Source organism: Streptomyces sp. S.PNR 29, from assembly GCF_030386795.1.
In the GTDB taxonomy this organism is placed as follows: Bacteria; Actinomycetota; Actinomycetes; order Streptomycetales; family Streptomycetaceae; genus Streptomyces.
This window is the reverse complement of sequence record NZ_JANUQM010000008.1, coordinates 89,833-106,072: the sequence shown is the minus strand read 5'-3', so window position 1 is coordinate 106,072 and position 16,240 is coordinate 89,833. Positions and strand designations below refer to the sequence as shown.

The 16,240-nt window shown below is 72.5% G+C and carries 14 protein-coding genes and 1 pseudogene; 6 read left to right on the top strand and 9 right to left on the bottom strand.

Translation table 11 applies throughout. The features are described 5' to 3' along the window. Positions 1-247 precede the first annotated feature (247 nt). Positions 248-904: a PAS domain S-box protein gene (locus tag NW895_RS21985; RefSeq protein ID WP_289937488.1), complete on the top strand. Its 657-nt coding sequence runs from the start codon at positions 248-250 to the stop codon at positions 902-904. Positions 905-1,158: 254 nt separating this feature from the next. On the opposite strand, the pseudogene NW895_RS21980 reads toward NW895_RS21985, so the two are convergent. Continuing rightward, positions 1,159-2,013 (bottom strand): annotated as a pseudogene (locus NW895_RS21980) (DUF3626 domain-containing protein); the annotation flags it as partial. A gap of 85 nt (positions 2,014-2,098) precedes the next feature. On the opposite strand from NW895_RS21980, the gene NW895_RS21975 reads away from it, so the two are divergent. Continuing rightward, positions 2,099-2,593, top strand: a complete 495-nt coding sequence (locus NW895_RS21975) for an FBP domain-containing protein (RefSeq protein ID WP_289937487.1) — start codon at positions 2,099-2,101, stop codon at positions 2,591-2,593. A 16-nt stretch (positions 2,594-2,609) separates the two neighbouring features. Here the strand turns inward: NW895_RS21975 and NW895_RS21970 are convergent, their stop codons facing one another. Then, complete coding sequence (locus NW895_RS21970) at positions 2,610-3,992, bottom strand: erythromycin esterase family protein (RefSeq protein ID WP_289937486.1); 1,383 nt, start codon at positions 3,990-3,992, stop codon at positions 2,610-2,612. Between the two features lie 270 nt (positions 3,993-4,262). Between NW895_RS21970 and NW895_RS21965 the strand changes: the two genes are divergently transcribed. The 3 genes from NW895_RS21965 to NW895_RS21955 all read left to right on the top strand — a co-directional run bounded on the left by NW895_RS21965 (position 4,263) and on the right by NW895_RS21955 (position 8,269). Then, a complete protein-coding gene (locus NW895_RS21965; RefSeq protein ID WP_289937485.1) occupies positions 4,263-5,552 on the top strand; it encodes a hypothetical protein in 1,290 nt (429 codons plus the stop codon). Positions 5,553-5,682: 130 nt separating this feature from the next. Continuing rightward, positions 5,683-6,933, top strand: coding sequence for an FUSC family protein (locus tag NW895_RS21960; RefSeq protein WP_289937484.1), 1,251 nt, complete (start codon positions 5,683-5,685; stop codon positions 6,931-6,933). A gap of 139 nt (positions 6,934-7,072) precedes the next feature. Next, positions 7,073-8,269, top strand: a complete 1,197-nt coding sequence (locus NW895_RS21955; RefSeq protein ID WP_289937483.1) for a lactonase family protein — start codon at positions 7,073-7,075, stop codon at positions 8,267-8,269. Here NW895_RS21955 and NW895_RS21950 read toward each other — a convergent pair. Together NW895_RS21950 and NW895_RS21945 are read right to left on the bottom strand one after the other, a co-directional pair. Then, complete coding sequence (locus NW895_RS21950; protein WP_289937482.1) at positions 8,237-8,959, bottom strand: DUF2470 domain-containing protein; 723 nt, start codon at positions 8,957-8,959, stop codon at positions 8,237-8,239. The genes NW895_RS21955 and NW895_RS21950 overlap by 33 nt on opposite strands. 84 nt (positions 8,960-9,043) lie before the next feature. Beyond that, complete coding sequence (locus NW895_RS21945; RefSeq protein ID WP_289937481.1) at positions 9,044-9,652, bottom strand: TetR/AcrR family transcriptional regulator; 609 nt, start codon at positions 9,650-9,652, stop codon at positions 9,044-9,046. A gap of 107 nt (positions 9,653-9,759) precedes the next feature. Here NW895_RS21945 and NW895_RS21940 point away from each other — a divergent pair, with 107 nt between their 5' ends. After that, positions 9,760-11,292: a cytochrome P450 gene (locus NW895_RS21940; protein WP_289937480.1), complete on the top strand. Its 1,533-nt coding sequence runs from the start codon at positions 9,760-9,762 to the stop codon at positions 11,290-11,292. Here the strand turns inward: NW895_RS21940 and NW895_RS21935 are convergent. Genes NW895_RS21935 through NW895_RS21915 form a run of 5 tightly spaced genes read right to left on the bottom strand, consistent with a single transcriptional unit; the run spans position 11,254 to position 16,204 of the window. After that, on the bottom strand, positions 11,254-12,084 hold the full coding sequence (locus NW895_RS21935) for a pentapeptide repeat-containing protein (protein ID WP_289937479.1): 831 nt from the start codon (positions 12,082-12,084) through the stop codon (positions 11,254-11,256). The genes NW895_RS21940 and NW895_RS21935 overlap by 39 nt on opposite strands. A 51-nt stretch (positions 12,085-12,135) precedes the next feature. Further along, positions 12,136-13,050, bottom strand: a complete 915-nt coding sequence (sigJ, locus tag NW895_RS21930; RefSeq protein WP_289937478.1) for an RNA polymerase sigma factor SigJ — start codon at positions 13,048-13,050, stop codon at positions 12,136-12,138. A gap of 40 nt (positions 13,051-13,090) precedes the next feature. Then, positions 13,091-13,834 carry a PIG-L deacetylase family protein gene (locus NW895_RS21925; RefSeq protein ID WP_289937477.1) on the bottom strand — a complete coding sequence of 248 codons (744 nt, stop codon included), beginning with the start codon at positions 13,832-13,834 and terminating at the stop codon, positions 13,091-13,093. Between the two features lie 28 nt (positions 13,835-13,862). Further along, positions 13,863-15,164, bottom strand: coding sequence for an alpha/beta fold hydrolase (locus tag NW895_RS21920; RefSeq protein WP_289937476.1), 1,302 nt, complete (start codon positions 15,162-15,164; stop codon positions 13,863-13,865). Positions 15,165-15,178: 14 nt separating this feature from the next. Beyond that, positions 15,179-16,204, bottom strand: coding sequence for a LacI family DNA-binding transcriptional regulator (locus NW895_RS21915; RefSeq protein WP_289937475.1), 1,026 nt, complete (start codon positions 16,202-16,204; stop codon positions 15,179-15,181). Positions 16,205-16,240 lie beyond the last annotated feature (36 nt).

Genomic DNA, 16,240 nt, shown 5'->3' with positions numbered 1-16,240 from the left:
ACGGAAGTACTGCGATCCAGCGTGATCCACGGGACCGGGCGGGCGGCGCCACCGCACTACATGATCATGCAGTCGAAATCGTCCGCCGGGCCTTGCGCAAGCGCTTGTGCTCCCGCTAAAGCGGGCCGGCGCGGTGCCGTACGGCTGAGTGCCGGGGGCTGCCGGGTCCGGCGCCACCTTCTTCGGCGCCGGCCTCCTGCCTGGTGAACAGGTGAGAGTGGTACGTGATTTTGTGGTGCGTGCAGGCATGTCGTGGCAGGAGGCGCTGGTGGACGCGGACCGGCTGGAGGCCGTGGTGTGGCGCAACCGCGCCCTGACGCTCTTCGACCGGGTGACGGTGCCGGTGGCGGTGTGTGACGTGTACGGGGCGGTCCTGCTCGCCAACCCGGCGATGGCGGCGGAGTGCGGGACGACTCCGGGGCGGCTGCGCGGCCGTGACGTGCTGGAGCTGTTCAGCCCGCGGGAGGCGACGCAGGTGGAGCGGATCGCACAGGCGCTGCGACTGCGGCACCGGTCGCGGTATCAGGTATCGGTGTGCTGGCGGGCGCCCGGCGGTGCGGAACGGTACGGGGAGCTGACGGCGGACCCGGTCAGCGACACCGTGGAGGACACGCCCGCGCTGCTGGTGATGCTGCGGGTGCAGGGTGAACGGGAGCCCTGCGCGCAGACGCCGGTACGCGTGACGCCGATGGAGGCCCGCATCCTGGCGCTGCTGGCCGGGGGCGCCACCACGGCCCGCGCCGCCCGCGAGACCGGCCTCACCTCGGACGGCGTGACCTACCACCTGCGACGCCTGTCCGCCCGCTGGGGCGCGACCAACCGGACCGAACTGGTCGCCCGTGCCTACGCGCTGGGCGTACTCGCCCCTGGCGTCTGGCCACCGGCGCCGGCAGAGGCGGAGTAGTCCGCGCCTTCTCCCGGGACCAGGTCACCGCCGTCCGCGGGAGTGGGACAGGCCGTCCCCGACTCCGCACCCGGGCCGTCCGCCCCGACGGTCCCGGAACAGGCCGACCCCGCGCCCGCACCCCGGCCACCCGCGCCGACGGTCGCGGAACAGACCGTGCCCTCCCCCAGGCTCCCGCCCCCCGCATCGACGGACACACCACAAGCCACCCCCACTCCCCCACCCCGGCCACCCGCGTCGGCCGGCGCGGAGCGCGCCGTGCCCGCGCCTTCCGGTGCGCCGAAGCGGGCGAGGGTGTGCCAGACCATCTTCAGGTCCTGCAGCTCGAAGCGCCCGGTGCGGGCGGCGTCGCCGATGGCCCTGGGGTCGACGCGGCCGTCCCGGGCGATCCGGGCACCGAGTTCGGCGTACTCCGGTCCGCGGTAGTCCGCGTGGCGGCGCAGCTCGCCCACGGTGATCCGGTAGCCGGGATGCCACTCGACGGGGCACGGCAGGCGCCGGGCGGCTGCCTCGACCGGGGTGCCGCGGTAGCAGGCGTCGAGCACGAGCGCCTCCACGTCCCGTGCGAGGACGATCCCACCGTGCACCTGCGCCTCGATGTAGTCGTTCAGGGCGTCCTGCTGGTCCGCCTCGGCCAGCGCGATGAGGGACATGCCGTCGGCGACCCCGAAGTGCGTCGGCTCGGCGGCGCTGTCGGGGTAGCAGAACGTGGCGCGGGCCAGCGCCGACCCTGCCAGCCGGAAGTGCGAGGAGCCGAACCTCGGGGCGGCGCCCACCACCTGACGGCGGAAGTTCAGCGCGCCGTACACGGGCCGGTCGTGCGGCGCCGCGTCGTCGTACGCGCCGCCGAAGATCCGGCTCTCCCAGCGCCAGCGGTCACCTCCCGGGTGCGCGGTGAGGCCGCCGTTGCTCGTGCCGGTCACGAACTGGGAGTGGTACGTGCCGTCCTGGGCGAGCGCCGTGAGGATCGGCACCCCGCGCACCAGCCGGTCGGGGTGGAAGTTCAGGGTGATGCGCAGCTCCGGGTCGACGGCCGGTCCCGTGGAGCGGGCCGCCACATGGCGCAGCGCCGCCCGCGCCCGCGGTGACGCGACGTCCGTGAAATTCACTGGCCCTCCTCGGCATGGCTACTTACCCTAGGCATAAACCTAGAGCCCCTAGGTTCCGTCGGACGAAACCCCCAGGAGACTCCCCATGAGATCACTCACCGAGCGGGACATCCGCAACTCATTTATCAACTGCTCGAAGGGCGAGGCCAAACGCCTGGCCATACCCCGCGATCTCGCCGAACGCCCCTGGGACGACCTGGACTTCCTCGGCTGGCGCGATCCCGGGGCGCCCGATCGCAGTTATCTGGTGGTCGAGCGGGAGGAGCGTCTCGTCGGTGTGGCGCTGCGTTTCCAGCCCGCGCAGCGGGGCTTCCTGCACCGCAGCATGTGCTCGCTGTGCCTGACGACCCATCCGCGGGGCGGCGTCTCGCTGATGACCGCGCGCAAGGCGGGCCCGGCGGGCCGCGAGGGCAACTCGGTCGGTGTGTACATGTGCACCGACCTCGCGTGCTCCCTGTACGTACGCGGCAAGAAGCTCCCGGACACCGGGACCCGCTTCGAGGAGAGTCTCACCCTCGACGAACAGATCGCCCGCACCACGGGCAACCTGTCCGCCTTCCTCGACAAGGTGTACGTCTGACCGGTGTCGCCACCGGTCACCGGTCGCGCAGCCCCGCCGCCTCCACCTGGTGGAGGTGGACCAGCACGTCATGGGTACGGGCGAGCGCGACGTCGTACGGACCGTCCGGGTAGCCGGTGCCCATGCTGCGGGTCGGCCGGGCCTGCCGCAGCCATGCGTCGGCCGGGGCACCGACGGTCCGCAGGTCGACCAGGTAGTCACGGTGGCGCACCCGGTCCAGGGTGTGTTCGTTGCTGCCCGGCTCGGCCGGGCCCAGTGTCCAGCGCCGGATGACGCCGTCCTTGCCGGTGGCGTTGAACGAGCCCCGGTCGAAGGTGAGTCCGACGCTCACGTACCCGGCGCCGAGCCGGTCGCGCAGAAACGCGCCCTGCATCTTCGGGTAGTGGGCGGGGTCCATCGTCTCGTAACCGAGATGGGAGTTGTGCGCGGACAGCAGCACCTTGGTGCCCGTGTGCTTCTGCCACCAGAGGACATTGGCCGCCATCGCCTCGTCCCGGAAGCGCATGGACGCGGCCTCCTGGGCGGGGTCGTCGAAGTCGAACGCGTACTGGCGGGCCGTCCGGTCGATCGCGGTGGCGTTCTGCACGGCCCGGTCATAGGCCTCCCGATCGCCGCCCGGCGCCTGCCGCTTCAGCAGCCGCAGGGCCTCGCCGGTGCGCTCCGCCATCTCCTCGCGTTGCGCCAGCGGCTTCTTGACGTACTGATCGATGTACGGGCCGGTCGCGACGGTGGGCCGCAGTCCCCGGTACAGCTCGTCCAGGCGGGCGGCCGATTCGGGGTGGGTGCGGGCCACATAGTCCCCGACGTCGTCGTACAGTTCGGGCCCGGACCAGGCGAGGTCGTCACCCATGAACCGGACGGGGTCGCCGGGATGCCGGACGTTGTAGGCCCGCATCCACTCGACGAGCCTCAGGTAGTCGGTGTTGTTCCACCACAGGTAGTCGCGCTGGAACTCGTCGCGCATGATGCGCCGCGGGTCGCCCTCGCCGTGCAGTACGTACTCGTTCAGGCGCAGGCCGGTGCTCCAGCTGGCCTCCAGGGCGAAGGTGCGGAAGCCCTTCTCCTCGACGAGGTGGCGGAAGACCCGGTCCTTGAGCGCGAAGAAGTCGTGCGAGCTGTGGGTGGCCTCGCCCAGGCCGACCACGCGGGCGTCGCCGATCATCCGGTCCAGCGGACGCAGGTCGCGGGTGTCGCCGCCCGGTTCGACGGTGCGCAGGGGCTGGGCGCCGCGGTCGAGTGCCTCCACGACGGACGACGCGGTCACGGTCACCGTCGCGCTCCCGGTCCCGGGCGCGGGCGGAGCGGACGCGGTCGCCGCGACCGCGGCCTGGCTGCCGGCCATCAGGGCGCCGAGGGCGACGAGCAGGGCAGGAACGGTTCCGGCTCGATGTCGTTTCATGATCCAAGGGTTTCGCGGTGCGGGCCCGGAGACCATGGAGCGGGCCGCCGTCCCGTGGTGCGGAACACCATGAGGCGACGACGGGGGTTTCCCCCATGGCGGGCACCGGTTCACCGCGCGCGGACGGCCGGCCTCCCGGCGGGGTTGTACTGGATCGGACGTGAGGGTTGTACGTCGGCTCGTGCATTGACCGGTGCTGATGGGAGCGCTTTTCATGAGGCGGGGCCCCTGGCGCAGGGCCGGGGGAAAGCGTCACATGGGGGAAGAAGCATGCGTTTGTCATGCAGAGTCGCCGGCGTCGCCGCGCTGGCGACGGCATGCCTGGCGGCATGGGCCGCACCGGCCGGAGCGGGGACGGGGCAGGGCACGTCCGGTCGGCCCGGGAAGCCCGACAAGCCGTACACGGTACGGCTCACACAGGGCGCGAACGGCAACGACAGCAGCCTGGAAGGGGCGATCAGCACCAACGGCCGCCATGTGGTCTTCGAGTCGAGCGCCACGAACGTGGTGCCGGGGGACACCAACGGCGTCCAGGACGTCTTCGTGCGCGACCTGCGTACCGGGCGGACTCAGCGGGTGAATCTGACCGCCGACGGCGAGCAGGCGGCCATGGAAGCCGGCAGTGCGGCGATCAGCGCCACGGGGCGGTACGTGGTCTTCCATTCGAAGTCACCCGACCTGATACCGGGTCAGGAACCGGGGCGGTACGGGTCGTTCTATCTCCGCGACCTCAAGACCGGCCGGCTCAGCCACGTCGGCGGCGCTCTGGACGATCATCTCGTCCTGTCGTACGGGGCGTCCGTCAGCGCCAACGGCCGGTACGTGGTGTGGTCCGCCTACTCCAGGGGGCTCGGCGGATCACAGGAGGCCTCCGTCGTGAAGGACATGAAGACCGGTCGGATCCAGCGCCTGCCCGCGGACCGCAACTCCTCGGAGCCGTATGTCAGCGACGACGGCAACACGGTCGTCTACACCGACCGGCCCTCTGCCTACCGCCCGTTCCCCGACTCCAAGGTCTACGTCTGGTACCGGAAGACAGGCGTCCGGCAGCGGCTCGACGAAACGCCGGACGGCACTCCCGCCGACGGCAAGTCGTACGCCGCGCGCATCAGCGCCGACGGCCGCTACGCCGTCTTCCACTCGACGGCGGGCAACCTGGTCCCCGGCGACCCCAACAACGGCACCACCGAAGCGGCGGCCATGAACGTCTTCGTACGCGATCTGCGCACGGGCGAACTCCGGCGCATCGACGCTCCCGAACGGCACGACGGCACGACGACCGGCGCACAGCTGAGCGGCGACCACCGGTATCTGCTCTTCTCCGGGCAACGGGCCGCGACGGAAGCCGTCACCACCGGTGTCTATCTCACGGACCTGCGCACCGGCCGCACCAGGACGCTGAACGTCGACCTCGCCGGCACGCCGGTCGCCTCCTTCTCCGTCGGTGACGGCGCGCTCGACGCCCACGGCCGGACCGTGGTCTTCGAGTCCACCGCCGAGAACATGGCACCGGGGCCCCGCGGAGCGTGGTACGACCTCTACGCCCGACGGCTGCGCTGACCGGCGTTCCGCTGACCAGCGCTCGGCCGGAACACTGATCGCGCCGGCCGAGCGGTCCGGGCTCCCCACGGGCGGGCTACCGTCTGTCTGGAAACGTTCGGTGCGCCTGGTGAAGGGGAACAGCCCGAGGATGCGAGATGTACGTGAGTGGACCGCGCCGGCCTCGCGGTTCCTGAAGCGGCACCGGGATCCCGTGACCGTCCAGACACTGCGGTCGGCCGCCGCGGCGACGATCGCCTACGTCATCGCGCTGCGCCTGAGCCCCGAGTCCGCACCGCTCACCGCGCCCCTGACCGCGCTGCTGGTCGTGCAGGTCACCCTGTACGCCACGCTCACCAACGGCATCCGCCGGGTGAACGCGGTGGTGGCCGGCGTCCTGGTCGCCATCGCCTTCAGCCTCCTGGTCGGCCTGACCTGGTGGAGTCTGGCACTGCTGATCGTGGCCGCGCTGGCGGTCGGCCATCTGGTGCGGGTCGACGAGTACGTGCCCGAGGTGGCGATCAGCGCCATGCTGGTGCTCGGGGTCACCACGATCGGGGACACGGCGTGGGCCCGGGTGGTGGAGACGCTGATCGGCGCGGTCGTCGGGCTCGCCTTCAACCTGCTCCTCGCTCCCCCGGTGTGGGTGGAGGAGGCGGGCGAGTCGATCGAGGGGCTGGCCCGGCGGCTGCGGCAGCTGATGCTGCGCATGGGCGAGGAGGCCGCGGGCCGCACGCCCGTCCACCACGCGACGGCACGGCTGCACGAGGCCCGCCGCATCGACCACGACATCGTCGAGGTGGACGCGGCCCTGCGACAGGCGGAGGACAGCCTGAAGCTCAACCCCCGCGTCCGCGAGGGCCTGCTGCACCGGGTGGTGCTGCGCACCGGCCTGGACACCCTGGAGATCTGCACGGTCGTGCTGCGGGTGCTCGCGCGCACCTTCACCGACCTCGCCAAGGAGCGCGACCCCGAACCGCTGTTCGCCCCGGAGACGGGCGCCACCGTGGAGCAGCTGCTGTCCGAGATCGCCGACGCCGTGGTCAGCTTCGCGGTGCTGGTGACCACCCACCTCAGCGAGAGCGCCGAGTCGGCGGAGGCACGGCTCACCGCGGAGTTGCGCGCCGCGGCGGGCACCCGCGACAGGCTGGCCATACTGCTGCGCAAGGAGGCCGAGCTGGAAGCGCGGCACTGGCAGCTGCTCGGCGCCGTCCTGACCGAGGTGAACCGGATCCTCGACGAGCTCGACACCGAGCACCGCTCGCGCCGGCTGCTGGAGGAACTGGACCGCGTCTCGCAGGAGCAGCGCGCACGGCTGCCGCGCCTGACCCGGCTGCGCGAGCGTCTGGGCGTCCAGGAGCACCTGTGGCAGAACCGTACCGGGATCGGCCGGCGTTACTGACGCGGGCGCCGGGCCGGAGCCGGTACCGGAGCCGCCCCGGCCGTGCGGGGCACGGACCCGGCGTTTCTTGCGCCCGGCCGCTGATCCACGTCAAGGTGGCTGTCACGACCGGGACGAGCGACGACCTTGAGGTGCGGACATGGGCAGTGGTGGCTGGAGCAGGCGCCGGTTCGTCGGCGCCCTCGCGGGAACCGCCGCCGCAGCGGCACTCCCGGCGTGCGACAACGCGCGGGCGCCGACGGCACCCACCTCCCCCGAGGCGAGCCCGAGCACCCCGGGCACCCCGGGCGACCGGGGCAGGCCGTCCGGCCCCCGCCCGCTGTACCTGGGCACCTACACCTCGGCCGAGGGCGGCGGCAAAGGCATCGGCCTGGCCACGTACGACCCCGGGACAGGCCGTGTCACCGGCGCGGGAACGCTCACCGGCGTCGGCGATCCGTCGTACCTCGCGGTGCATCCGAGCGGCCGCACCCTGTACGCGGTGAACGAACGCGACGACGGTGCCGTGACCGCCGTCCGGCTCGCCGACCGCAAGATTCTGGGCAGCCGGAGCACCGGCGGCGCGGGACCCTGCCATCTGTCCGTGCACCCGGGCGGGCGCTGGTTGCTCAGCGCCAACTACGGCTCCGGCAGCGTGGCCGTGCACCCGATCGAGGCCTCCGGGGCGCTCGGGGAGAGGACCGATCTTGTCACGCACTCCAGCCCCCGCCCCGGGCCCGGCCAGGAGGGCCCGCACGCCCACCAGTTCCTCACCAGCCCGGACGGGGGCCACGTCCTCGCGGTCGACCTGGGCACGGACACCGTCTACACCTACCGCCTCGACGACAAGGCCGGCACGCTCACCGAGGTGGCTCAGGCCCACACCCGGCCGGGCGCCGGACCGCGCCACCTCACCTTCCACCCCGACGGACGGCACGCCTACCTGGCCAACGAGGTCGACAACACGGTCGCGGTCTGCGCGTACGCCCCGGACAGCGGCCGTCTGACGATCGGCGAGCCGCAGTCCACGGGCACCGGGCCGGGCACCAACTACCCGGCGCAGATCCTGGTGACCGCGAACGGCGCGTACGCGTATCTCGCCAACCGCGGCCACAACAGCCTCGCGCGCTACGCGGTCGAGGCGGACGGCGCCCGGCTGAGGCTGCTGGACACGGTGCCGGTGGGCGGCGACTTCCCGCGCCAGATCGCCTTCTCGCCGGACGGGACGCTGCTGTTCGCGGCGAACCAGAAGTCCGGCACCGTGAGCGTCTTCCACGTGGACGGGTCGAGCGGCGAACTGCGGCTCGCGGGCGAGCCGTTCGCGTCACCCGTCGCCGTCTGTGCGCTGCCGTTGTAGGGCGCGGGGGCAGGTGGCGCTCGCCTGCCCGAGCAGCACGTGCATACGCTCCGTGAGCTGCGCGACGTCGTCGGCCGGTGTGTGGAAGGCCAGGCGCACGTCGCCGTGGGCGCGGGCGCGCTCGATGCGCAGCGTCAGCCCGTGCCGGTCGACGGCGAGCGGCTGGACGCGGACCGCGCCGTGCAGGCTGTCGGAGTCGACGAGGCGGGTGAGCCGCTCGACGGCGTCGGCGTGGCAGTCGGCGAGGTGGGTGAGCAGTCCGGCCTCGGCCGTGGCCAGCGGGTCGGGCGCGGCGGCGGCGAACTCGTCGAGGTCGACGACCACGGCACCGGACGGCTGCCGCAGCACCACGCGGGTGGCCCGGAAGGCGAGCCGGCCGTCCTCGGGGGTGCACCAGCCCGCGAGCCAGAGCCGGGCCCGGATACGGTTGCGTACGGGGACGGGCGCGACGTCGGCGAACTCCAGCACGGCGGACGGCTCGCCGCGGGGCGCGCAGATCGCCGCCGCGAGCAGGGCGCTGTCCTCCGGCACGTCCAGGAGAACCCGGCCGTCCTCCGCCACGGTGTGCGCGCCGACGAACTCCTCCCGGCCGCCGTCCGCGGTCACCGCGCAGGACCATGCGGTCGCGAGCACCGAGCGGGCCCGCTCCGCCGCGGCAGGCGCGGCCGTCCAGGGGTGGTTGTCACCCATCCCAACCTCCTTAGGTAAGCCTTGCCTAACCTATCGAAGATCGGGGCGCGCGCCAACCACGTCATGTGATCTTTACGGGAGTTTTCAGGGCGTGAGGACACCCAGCAGGGCACGTGCGCACAGTTCCCGCACCTGTTCCCGGCTCAGCTCGGACCCCCGCAGCCACTCCAGGCAGACGGCGGTGGTGAACGCCAGCCACCCTCGCACGGCCAGCCGTACGTCGGCCCGCTCCTCCAGGACCGGGCCGAACTCGGGGTCCGCCGCGAGGGCCGCCAGGATCTGCCGCTCCTGCGCGTCCAGCGCCTGCTGGTAGACGCGCCGCACGGTCTGGTCCCCCGCCGCGTCGGCGCGGTGGAAGGCGCGGTAGCCGTGCGCGTGCGTCCGGACGTACTCCAGGTAGGTGTCGAGGCTCGCGGTGAGCTGGTCACGCACCCGGACTCCGGGCACGGCCGCCGTCATCCGCAGCATGCGCTCGCTCTCGCGCTCGACGACCGCCGCGAAGAAGTCCCGCTTGGTCGGGAAGTAGTGGTACAGCAGCCCGCGCGACACTCCGGCGATCTCCGCGACCTGCTCGATCCACACCTCGTCGTAGGGGCTCTCCGAGAACAGCCTCGCCCCGACCGCCAGCAGCTGCTCCCTGCGCTCCTCGGAGCTGAGCCGGCGACGCGTGCGCTGCTCCTGGTTCGCGGCCATACGCGCACTTTACTTGACGCCCGTTCAACGACAGGACCAGACTGAACCGCGCTATTGAACCCACGTACAACAGCTCAGTCTGCCGTTGGATCAAGGGAGATCGCGTCATGGCGGAGAGGACGAAGAGGCCGGCCGGAAACGGACTGCCCAGGGGTTTCCGCGGCGCGGAACTGGGCTGGCCGGAGTTGCACCGCCTCCCGCATCCGCCGCACCGGCTGCCGCTGCTCGGTGACGTACTCGGCGCGGGTGGGCGCACTCCCGTGCAGGACTCCATGCGGTACGCCCGCCGACTGGGGCCGATCTTCCGGCGGAAGGTGTTCGGCAAGGAGTTCGTGTTCGTATGGGGTGCCGAGCCGGCGGCCGACATGGCGGACGAGGCCCGCTTCGCCAAGCACGTGGGGCTCGGCATAGCCAATCTGCGGCCGGTCGCCGGGGACGGACTGTTCACGGCGTACAACCACGAGCCGAACTGGCAGCTGGCACACGACGTCCTGGCACCCGGCTTCAGCCGGGAGGCCATGGCGGGCTACCACCCGATGATGCTGGCGGTGGCGGAACGGCTCACCGGCCACTGGGACCGCGCGGTGGCGGCGGGCCGGACGGTGGACGTGCCCGGCGACATGACGAAACTGACCCTGGAGACCATCGCGCGCACCGGGTTCGGGCACGACTTCGGTTCCTTCGAACGCTCCCGCCCGCACCCCTTCGTGACCGCCATGGTCGGCACTCTCAGCTACGCCCAGCGCCTCAACGCCGTTCCCGCACCGCTGACTCCGCTGCTGCTGCGCCGCGCGAGCCGCCGCAACGCGGCCGGCATCGCCTACCTCAACCGCACCGTGGACGGACTGGTACAAGCCCGTCGCACCGCCGACGGGGAGGGGGACCTGCTCGACCGGATGCTGGAGACGGCACACCCGGAGACCGGGGAGCGACTGTCGCCCGAGAACGTCCGCCGGCAGGTCATCACCTTCCTGGTCGCGGGCCACGAGACCACCTCGGGCGCGCTCTCCTTCGCCCTGCACTACCTCTCCCGGCACCCCGACGTCGCGGCCCGCGCCCGAGCCGAGGTGGACCACGTCTGGGGCGACGCGCAGGCGCCGGGCTACGAGCAGGTGGCCAAACTGCGGTACGTGCGCCGGGTGCTGGACGAGTCGCTGCGGCTGTGGCCGACCGCTCCCGCCTTCGCCCGGGAGGCCCGCGAGGACACGATGCTGATCGGCGTCCACCCGATGCGGCGGGGCGCGTGGGCGCTGGTCCTCACGGCGATGCTGCACCGCGACCCCGCGGTGTGGGGGCCGGACGCGGAGCGGTTCGACCCGGACCGCTTCGACGCCGGGGCCGTGCGGTCCCGCGCCCCGCACACCTTCAAACCGTTCGGGACCGGGGCCCGTGCCTGCATCGGGCGGCAGTTCGCGCTGCACGAGGCCACGCTGGTCCTCGGCCTGCTGCTGCGCCGCTACGAGCTGCGGCCCGATCCGGGCTACCGGCTGCGGGTGGCCGAGCGGCTGACGCTGATGCCGGACGGTCTGCGGCTCCGGCTGGAGCGGCGGACGGCCCCGGCTCCGGCTGCCGCGCCCGTGACCGTGCCGGACGACGCTCCCTCAGAGCCGCGCTGTCCAGTGCGCGGGCCGGGCGAGTGACGCCGGCAGCCGGGTACCGGCGCTGCCGCGAGCCGCGTCGAGCTGGGGCTGGGTCAGGAAGAACGCGCCGGTCAGGTTGGCGTCCGTGAGGTCGGCGTCGCGCAGGTCCGCGCCGATCAGGTCGGCATCCCGCAGGTCGGCGCCGGTCAGGTCGGCGGCGATGAGGTAGGCGCCGCGCAGACTGGCGCCCCTGAGGTCGGCACCCTTGAGGCGGGCGCCGACCAGGTCCGCGCCGCGGCGGTCCTTCTTGCGGCCGCGTATGCCCGCGCGGGCCAGTTCGCTGGCCTTGAGCAGCAGCACGTTGACGTCCTGCCGGTGCGCGGGCACGTCCAAAGCGGCCAGATCGCCGGGGCTTTGGCGGGTGAGCCGCTCGGTCTTCCGCAGGGCCCGGCGCAGGTCGGCGTGGACCGGGCGGGCCGCGGGCAGGGCCAGCGCCTCGGTGAGGTACCAGAGCAGCTCGTGGAGCTGCCGTACGACCGGGAAGACATCGAACATACGGCGGGCGTGCTCGCGGGAACCGGTCCGCCAGTCCTGTCCGCCGAAGGTGACCTGTGAGACCTTCTGCCCGGCGCCGAAGCAGTCGTAGACCGTGCAGCCGGTGAAGCCCTTCTGCCGCAGCCGCGCGTGGATGCCGCACTGGTGGTCGTCCTGGAGGTTCCGGCACGGCGTGCCGGCGTCCTTGTCGACCGCGAAGTCCGCGGAGGCGGAGAAGGGGAGGGCGACGCAGCAGAGGCCGAAGCACTGTGCGCAGTCGCCCCGCAGGTCCGATCGTTCGGACATGTGTTCTTGCATGGGTTCCAGGCTAAACCTCACCGATGAGTTTCCTGCCGTGTGGGGGTCCTGTCATCCATCCGACACCGCCGGCCATCCGGCGAGGTCCGGCAGCTCCAGCCGTCCGAGCCGCTCGGGGTCGGCCAGGATGTACATGCCGGTGATACGGCCGTCCGCGACGGTGACGCCCATGACGGACAGCGGCCGGCCCTCGGGCGCGGTGACGACGCCGACCGAGCCGCCCACCAGCATCAGCTGCGCGGACCGGGCGAAGCGGGCGAACATGAGCGCCTGTTCGGCCACCGCCTTCGCACCGTGGACCACCTTGGACGCGGCCGCGCCCCGGACCAGGGAACCCGAGTCGGCGCGCAGCACCACGTCCGGGTGAAGCAGGGCGAGGAGTGCCTCGAAGTCCCCTCCGCGCGAGGCGGCCAGGAAGGCGGTCAGCACCTCTTTCTGCCGACCGAGGTCGGTGTCGGCCGACGGGGTGGCGCCCCGCACCCGGCGCCGGGCACGGCTCGCCAGTTGCCGGGTCGCGGCCGCACTGCGCTCCACGATCGGGGCGATGTCGTCGAACGGCACGGCGAACATGTCGTGCAGAACGAACGCGAGCCGTTCGGCCGGCTCCAGGTTCTCCAGGACGACCAGCAGGGCCAGTCCCACCGAGTCCGCCTGGAGCACTTCCTGTTCCGGGTCGACCTGGGACAGGGGCCTGAGCACCGGGTCCGGGACGAAGGCGTCGTCCATCGGCTCCTCGCGGCGTGCGGTGCGTGAGCGCAGCATGTCCAGGCAGATCCGGCCGGTCACGGTGGTCAGCCAGCCGCCCAGGTTCTGGATGTCGTCCGTGTCCGTGCGGCTCAGCCGCAGCCAGGACTCCTGGACGGCGTCCTCCGCCTCGGCCAGCGAGCCGAGCATGCGGTACGCCACCGCCTTGAGCTGCCCTCGGTGTTCCTCGAACCGGTCGGCCAGGGCCTGCGTGCCCGTCATGTGCTCCCCCTCGTCCACTGTTCCCCCCTCGTCCACTCACTCATCTGCTGAACAGTTCGAACGCCACCGCCGGCTTCCCGCCGAACCGCTCCCCCGTGGCGTTGGCGTTCCGGGACAGAAATCCGCGGACATACGTCTCCGGATCCTCGTCGGTCAACGCCTCGATGTACGTGCGGTGTTCGAGCAGTGAGCGCACCGCACGCTCCAGGCCCGGAGTCGCGTCCACGGCGTGCGTCGGCGTGGCGGACCCGGCGACGGCCACCCAGCGGACGCCGTTCCACGGCTGGAGGCCCTGCTCGGCGAGTTCGGGGAAGATCCACCGATTGCCCGCGTCGGCCGCCGCGTCGAGCGTGGCGCGGCCGACGGCGACATGGTCCGGCGTGTTCCAGGCGACGCCGCCCCAGGTGTCCCGGTGGTTGAGGGTGATCACCAGTTCGGGCCGGTGGCGGCGGATCGCGGCGGCGATGTCACGGCGCAGCGCGGTGCCGTACTCGATGACACCGTCCTTGTGGTCGAGGAACTCCACCACCGACACGCCCACCACCGCCGCGCTCGCCCGCTGTTCCCGCTCCCGCAGGAGGCCGCACTTGGCGGGCTCCAGCGTGTCTATGCCCGCCTCGCCCCGGGTCGCCAGGACGTAGGCGACCTCGCGGCCGGCGTCGGTCCAGGCCGCGATCGCCGCCGAGCAGCCGTATTCCAGGTCGTCGGGGTGGGCCACCACCGCGAGGGCACGCTGCCAGTCGCCGGGCATGGGTTGGAGGGGTGCGATCTGCGGGTCGGTCATGCTCGCAGACTAGCCGTCGGCGCTGACATCAGACCTCGTCCCGCGCAAGCGCGAGCAGCCGGTCCAGGACGCGCGGTCCGCCAGCCCTCAGGCCGTCGTGTTCGAACTCGTCGGTGACCCAGGTGCGCAGCCCGCGGATCGTCCGCGCGGTGTCCAGGGAGTGCGCCGTGTCGACGTACAGGTCGTCGTGGTAGACGGCCGCCGCGGCCGGCACCTCGTTGGCGGCGAGGCGGGCAGGGTCGTACAGGGGCCGCCAGTCGGTACGGGCGGCGAGCTGCTCGGCGGTCTCGCGCAGCGGACGCAGTGCCGGGTCGCAGTCGAACAGCCAGGGGTGGACGGACTCGCCGGTGAACAGCAGCGGTTCGTCGCCCGCGAGCGTCTTGGCGGCGTCGAACCGGGGGAACTCGGCGCGGACCCGCTCGGCCGACCATGCGGTGGGCCGCTCGTCCTGGCCGTAGATCGCCTCGTGGACGAGCGCGTACAGCGGGTGGCTCGCGTACGACAGCAGGGACTGTGCCTGCTCCTGGAACACGTCGGACAGTGCGGTGCCCTGCGGGGTGCGGACGAAGGCCTCCTCCAGGAGGTAGTGGAGGCGGTGGCTGCCGTTGCCGGTGCCGAGGAGAGTGCCGAGGGACTGGAAGGCCTCGACGGTGAGCCGGTAGCCGTTCGGCAGGACGACGTCGTGCGTCAGCAGATGGTCGGCGATACGGCGGGCGCGTCCGACGTCCTGCGGGTAGCGGGCGTAGTGCGCGGCGGTCTTGCGTTCCATGCGCGGGTAGGCGGCCCGGTAGACGTCGTCGGCATGGGCGTCGAGGGAGGGCAGTCCGCTGGTGATCACTGCGGTGTTCAGGCCCTGAGGCGCGATGGACAGGTAGGTGACGGTGCAGAAGCCGCCGAAGCTCTGTCCGAGGACGGTCCAGGGGGCGCCGCCGGTGACCTCGGGACGGATGGCCTCGCAGTCGCGGACGATGGAGTCGGCACGGAAGAGCGTGAGGTAGTCGGCCTGTTCGGCGGGTCCGCCGCGCAGCGGGAGCGTCTGCCGGCCGGCGGGCGTGGAGTGGCCGGTGCCGCGCTGGTCGAGGAGGAGGACGCGGTACTCCCGCAGGGCGCGTCCGAGCCAGGCCTGCCTGCCCAGGACCCGGTCGGCGCGGAAGCCGGGGCCGCCCTGGAGGTAGACCAGCCACGGCAGGTCCTGGTGCGCCTTGTCGCTCGCGACGACCTCACGGGCGTACAGCTCGATCGTCTCGCCCGTGGGGGCGTCGTGGTCGAGGGGCACGGTGAAACGGCGGTCGGTGAGTACCAGGCCGGGCTGACGGTAGCTGGCAGTCAACAGGGCTCCACGGATCAGCGGGCGGACAGGCTGGAACGGCGCACCACCAGTTCGGGCTGGAGGACGACCCGCCGGTGCTCGTGCGCCGTGCCCCTGCTCTCCGCCTCCGTCTCCTCCAGCAGCAGCTCGGCGGCCATGACGCCCATGGTGACGGCGGGCTGCCGTACGGAGGTGAGCGGGACGGCCGCGGCGGCCGCGAACTCGATGTCGTCGTAGCCGACGATGGCGAGGTCGTCGGGGACTCCGACGCCGGCCGCGTACATGGCCTGCAGCACGCCGAGGGCGAGCAGGTCGTTGGCGCAGAACACGGCGGTCGGGCGGTCGGCGAGGCCGAGCAGGCGGGCGCCGGCGTCCCGGCCCGCGGCGACGTCGAGCCGTTCGGTGGGCAGTTCCCGCAGCGCCTCGGGGCCCAGGCCGGCCTCGGCGAGGGCGTTCAGGGCGCCGGTGCGTCTGTCCCGCACCTGGTTCAGGCCGGGCGGGCCGCTGACGTACGCGATGGAGCGGTGCCCGGCGTCGACCAGGTGGCGTACGGCCAGGGCGCCGCCCGCGACGTCGTCGACGGAGACGGAGCACTCGGTGGTGCCCTCGGCGACCCGGTCGACGAGGACGAAGGGGATGCCGTGCCGGCGGAACGTCTTGATGTTGCGGCCGGTCGCGTCGGCCGGAGTGAGCAGCACGCCCCGCACCCGCTGCTCGGCGAAGAGCGACAGGTACTCGGCCTCCTCACTGGCGCTCTGCGCGCTGTTGCAGACCATCACGCCGAGCCCCGCCTCGCGCGCGGCCCGCTCGGCGCCACGGGCGACGTCGACGAAGAAGGGGTTGCCCATGTCGAGGACGAGCAGCCCCATGATCCGGCTGCGGCCCGCGCGCAGCTGACGCGCGGACTCGCTGCGGACGTAGCCGAGCCGGTCTATCGCGGACTGCACGCGCGCGCGGGTCTCGGTCGCGACCGTGTCCGGACGGTTGATGACGTTCGAGACCGTGCCCACGGAGACTCCGGCGGCGCGGGCGACGTCCTTGATACCCACCGACTGGGCCATCGGACAGGGACCTCCAAAGGGGACGGGGGGCGGCCG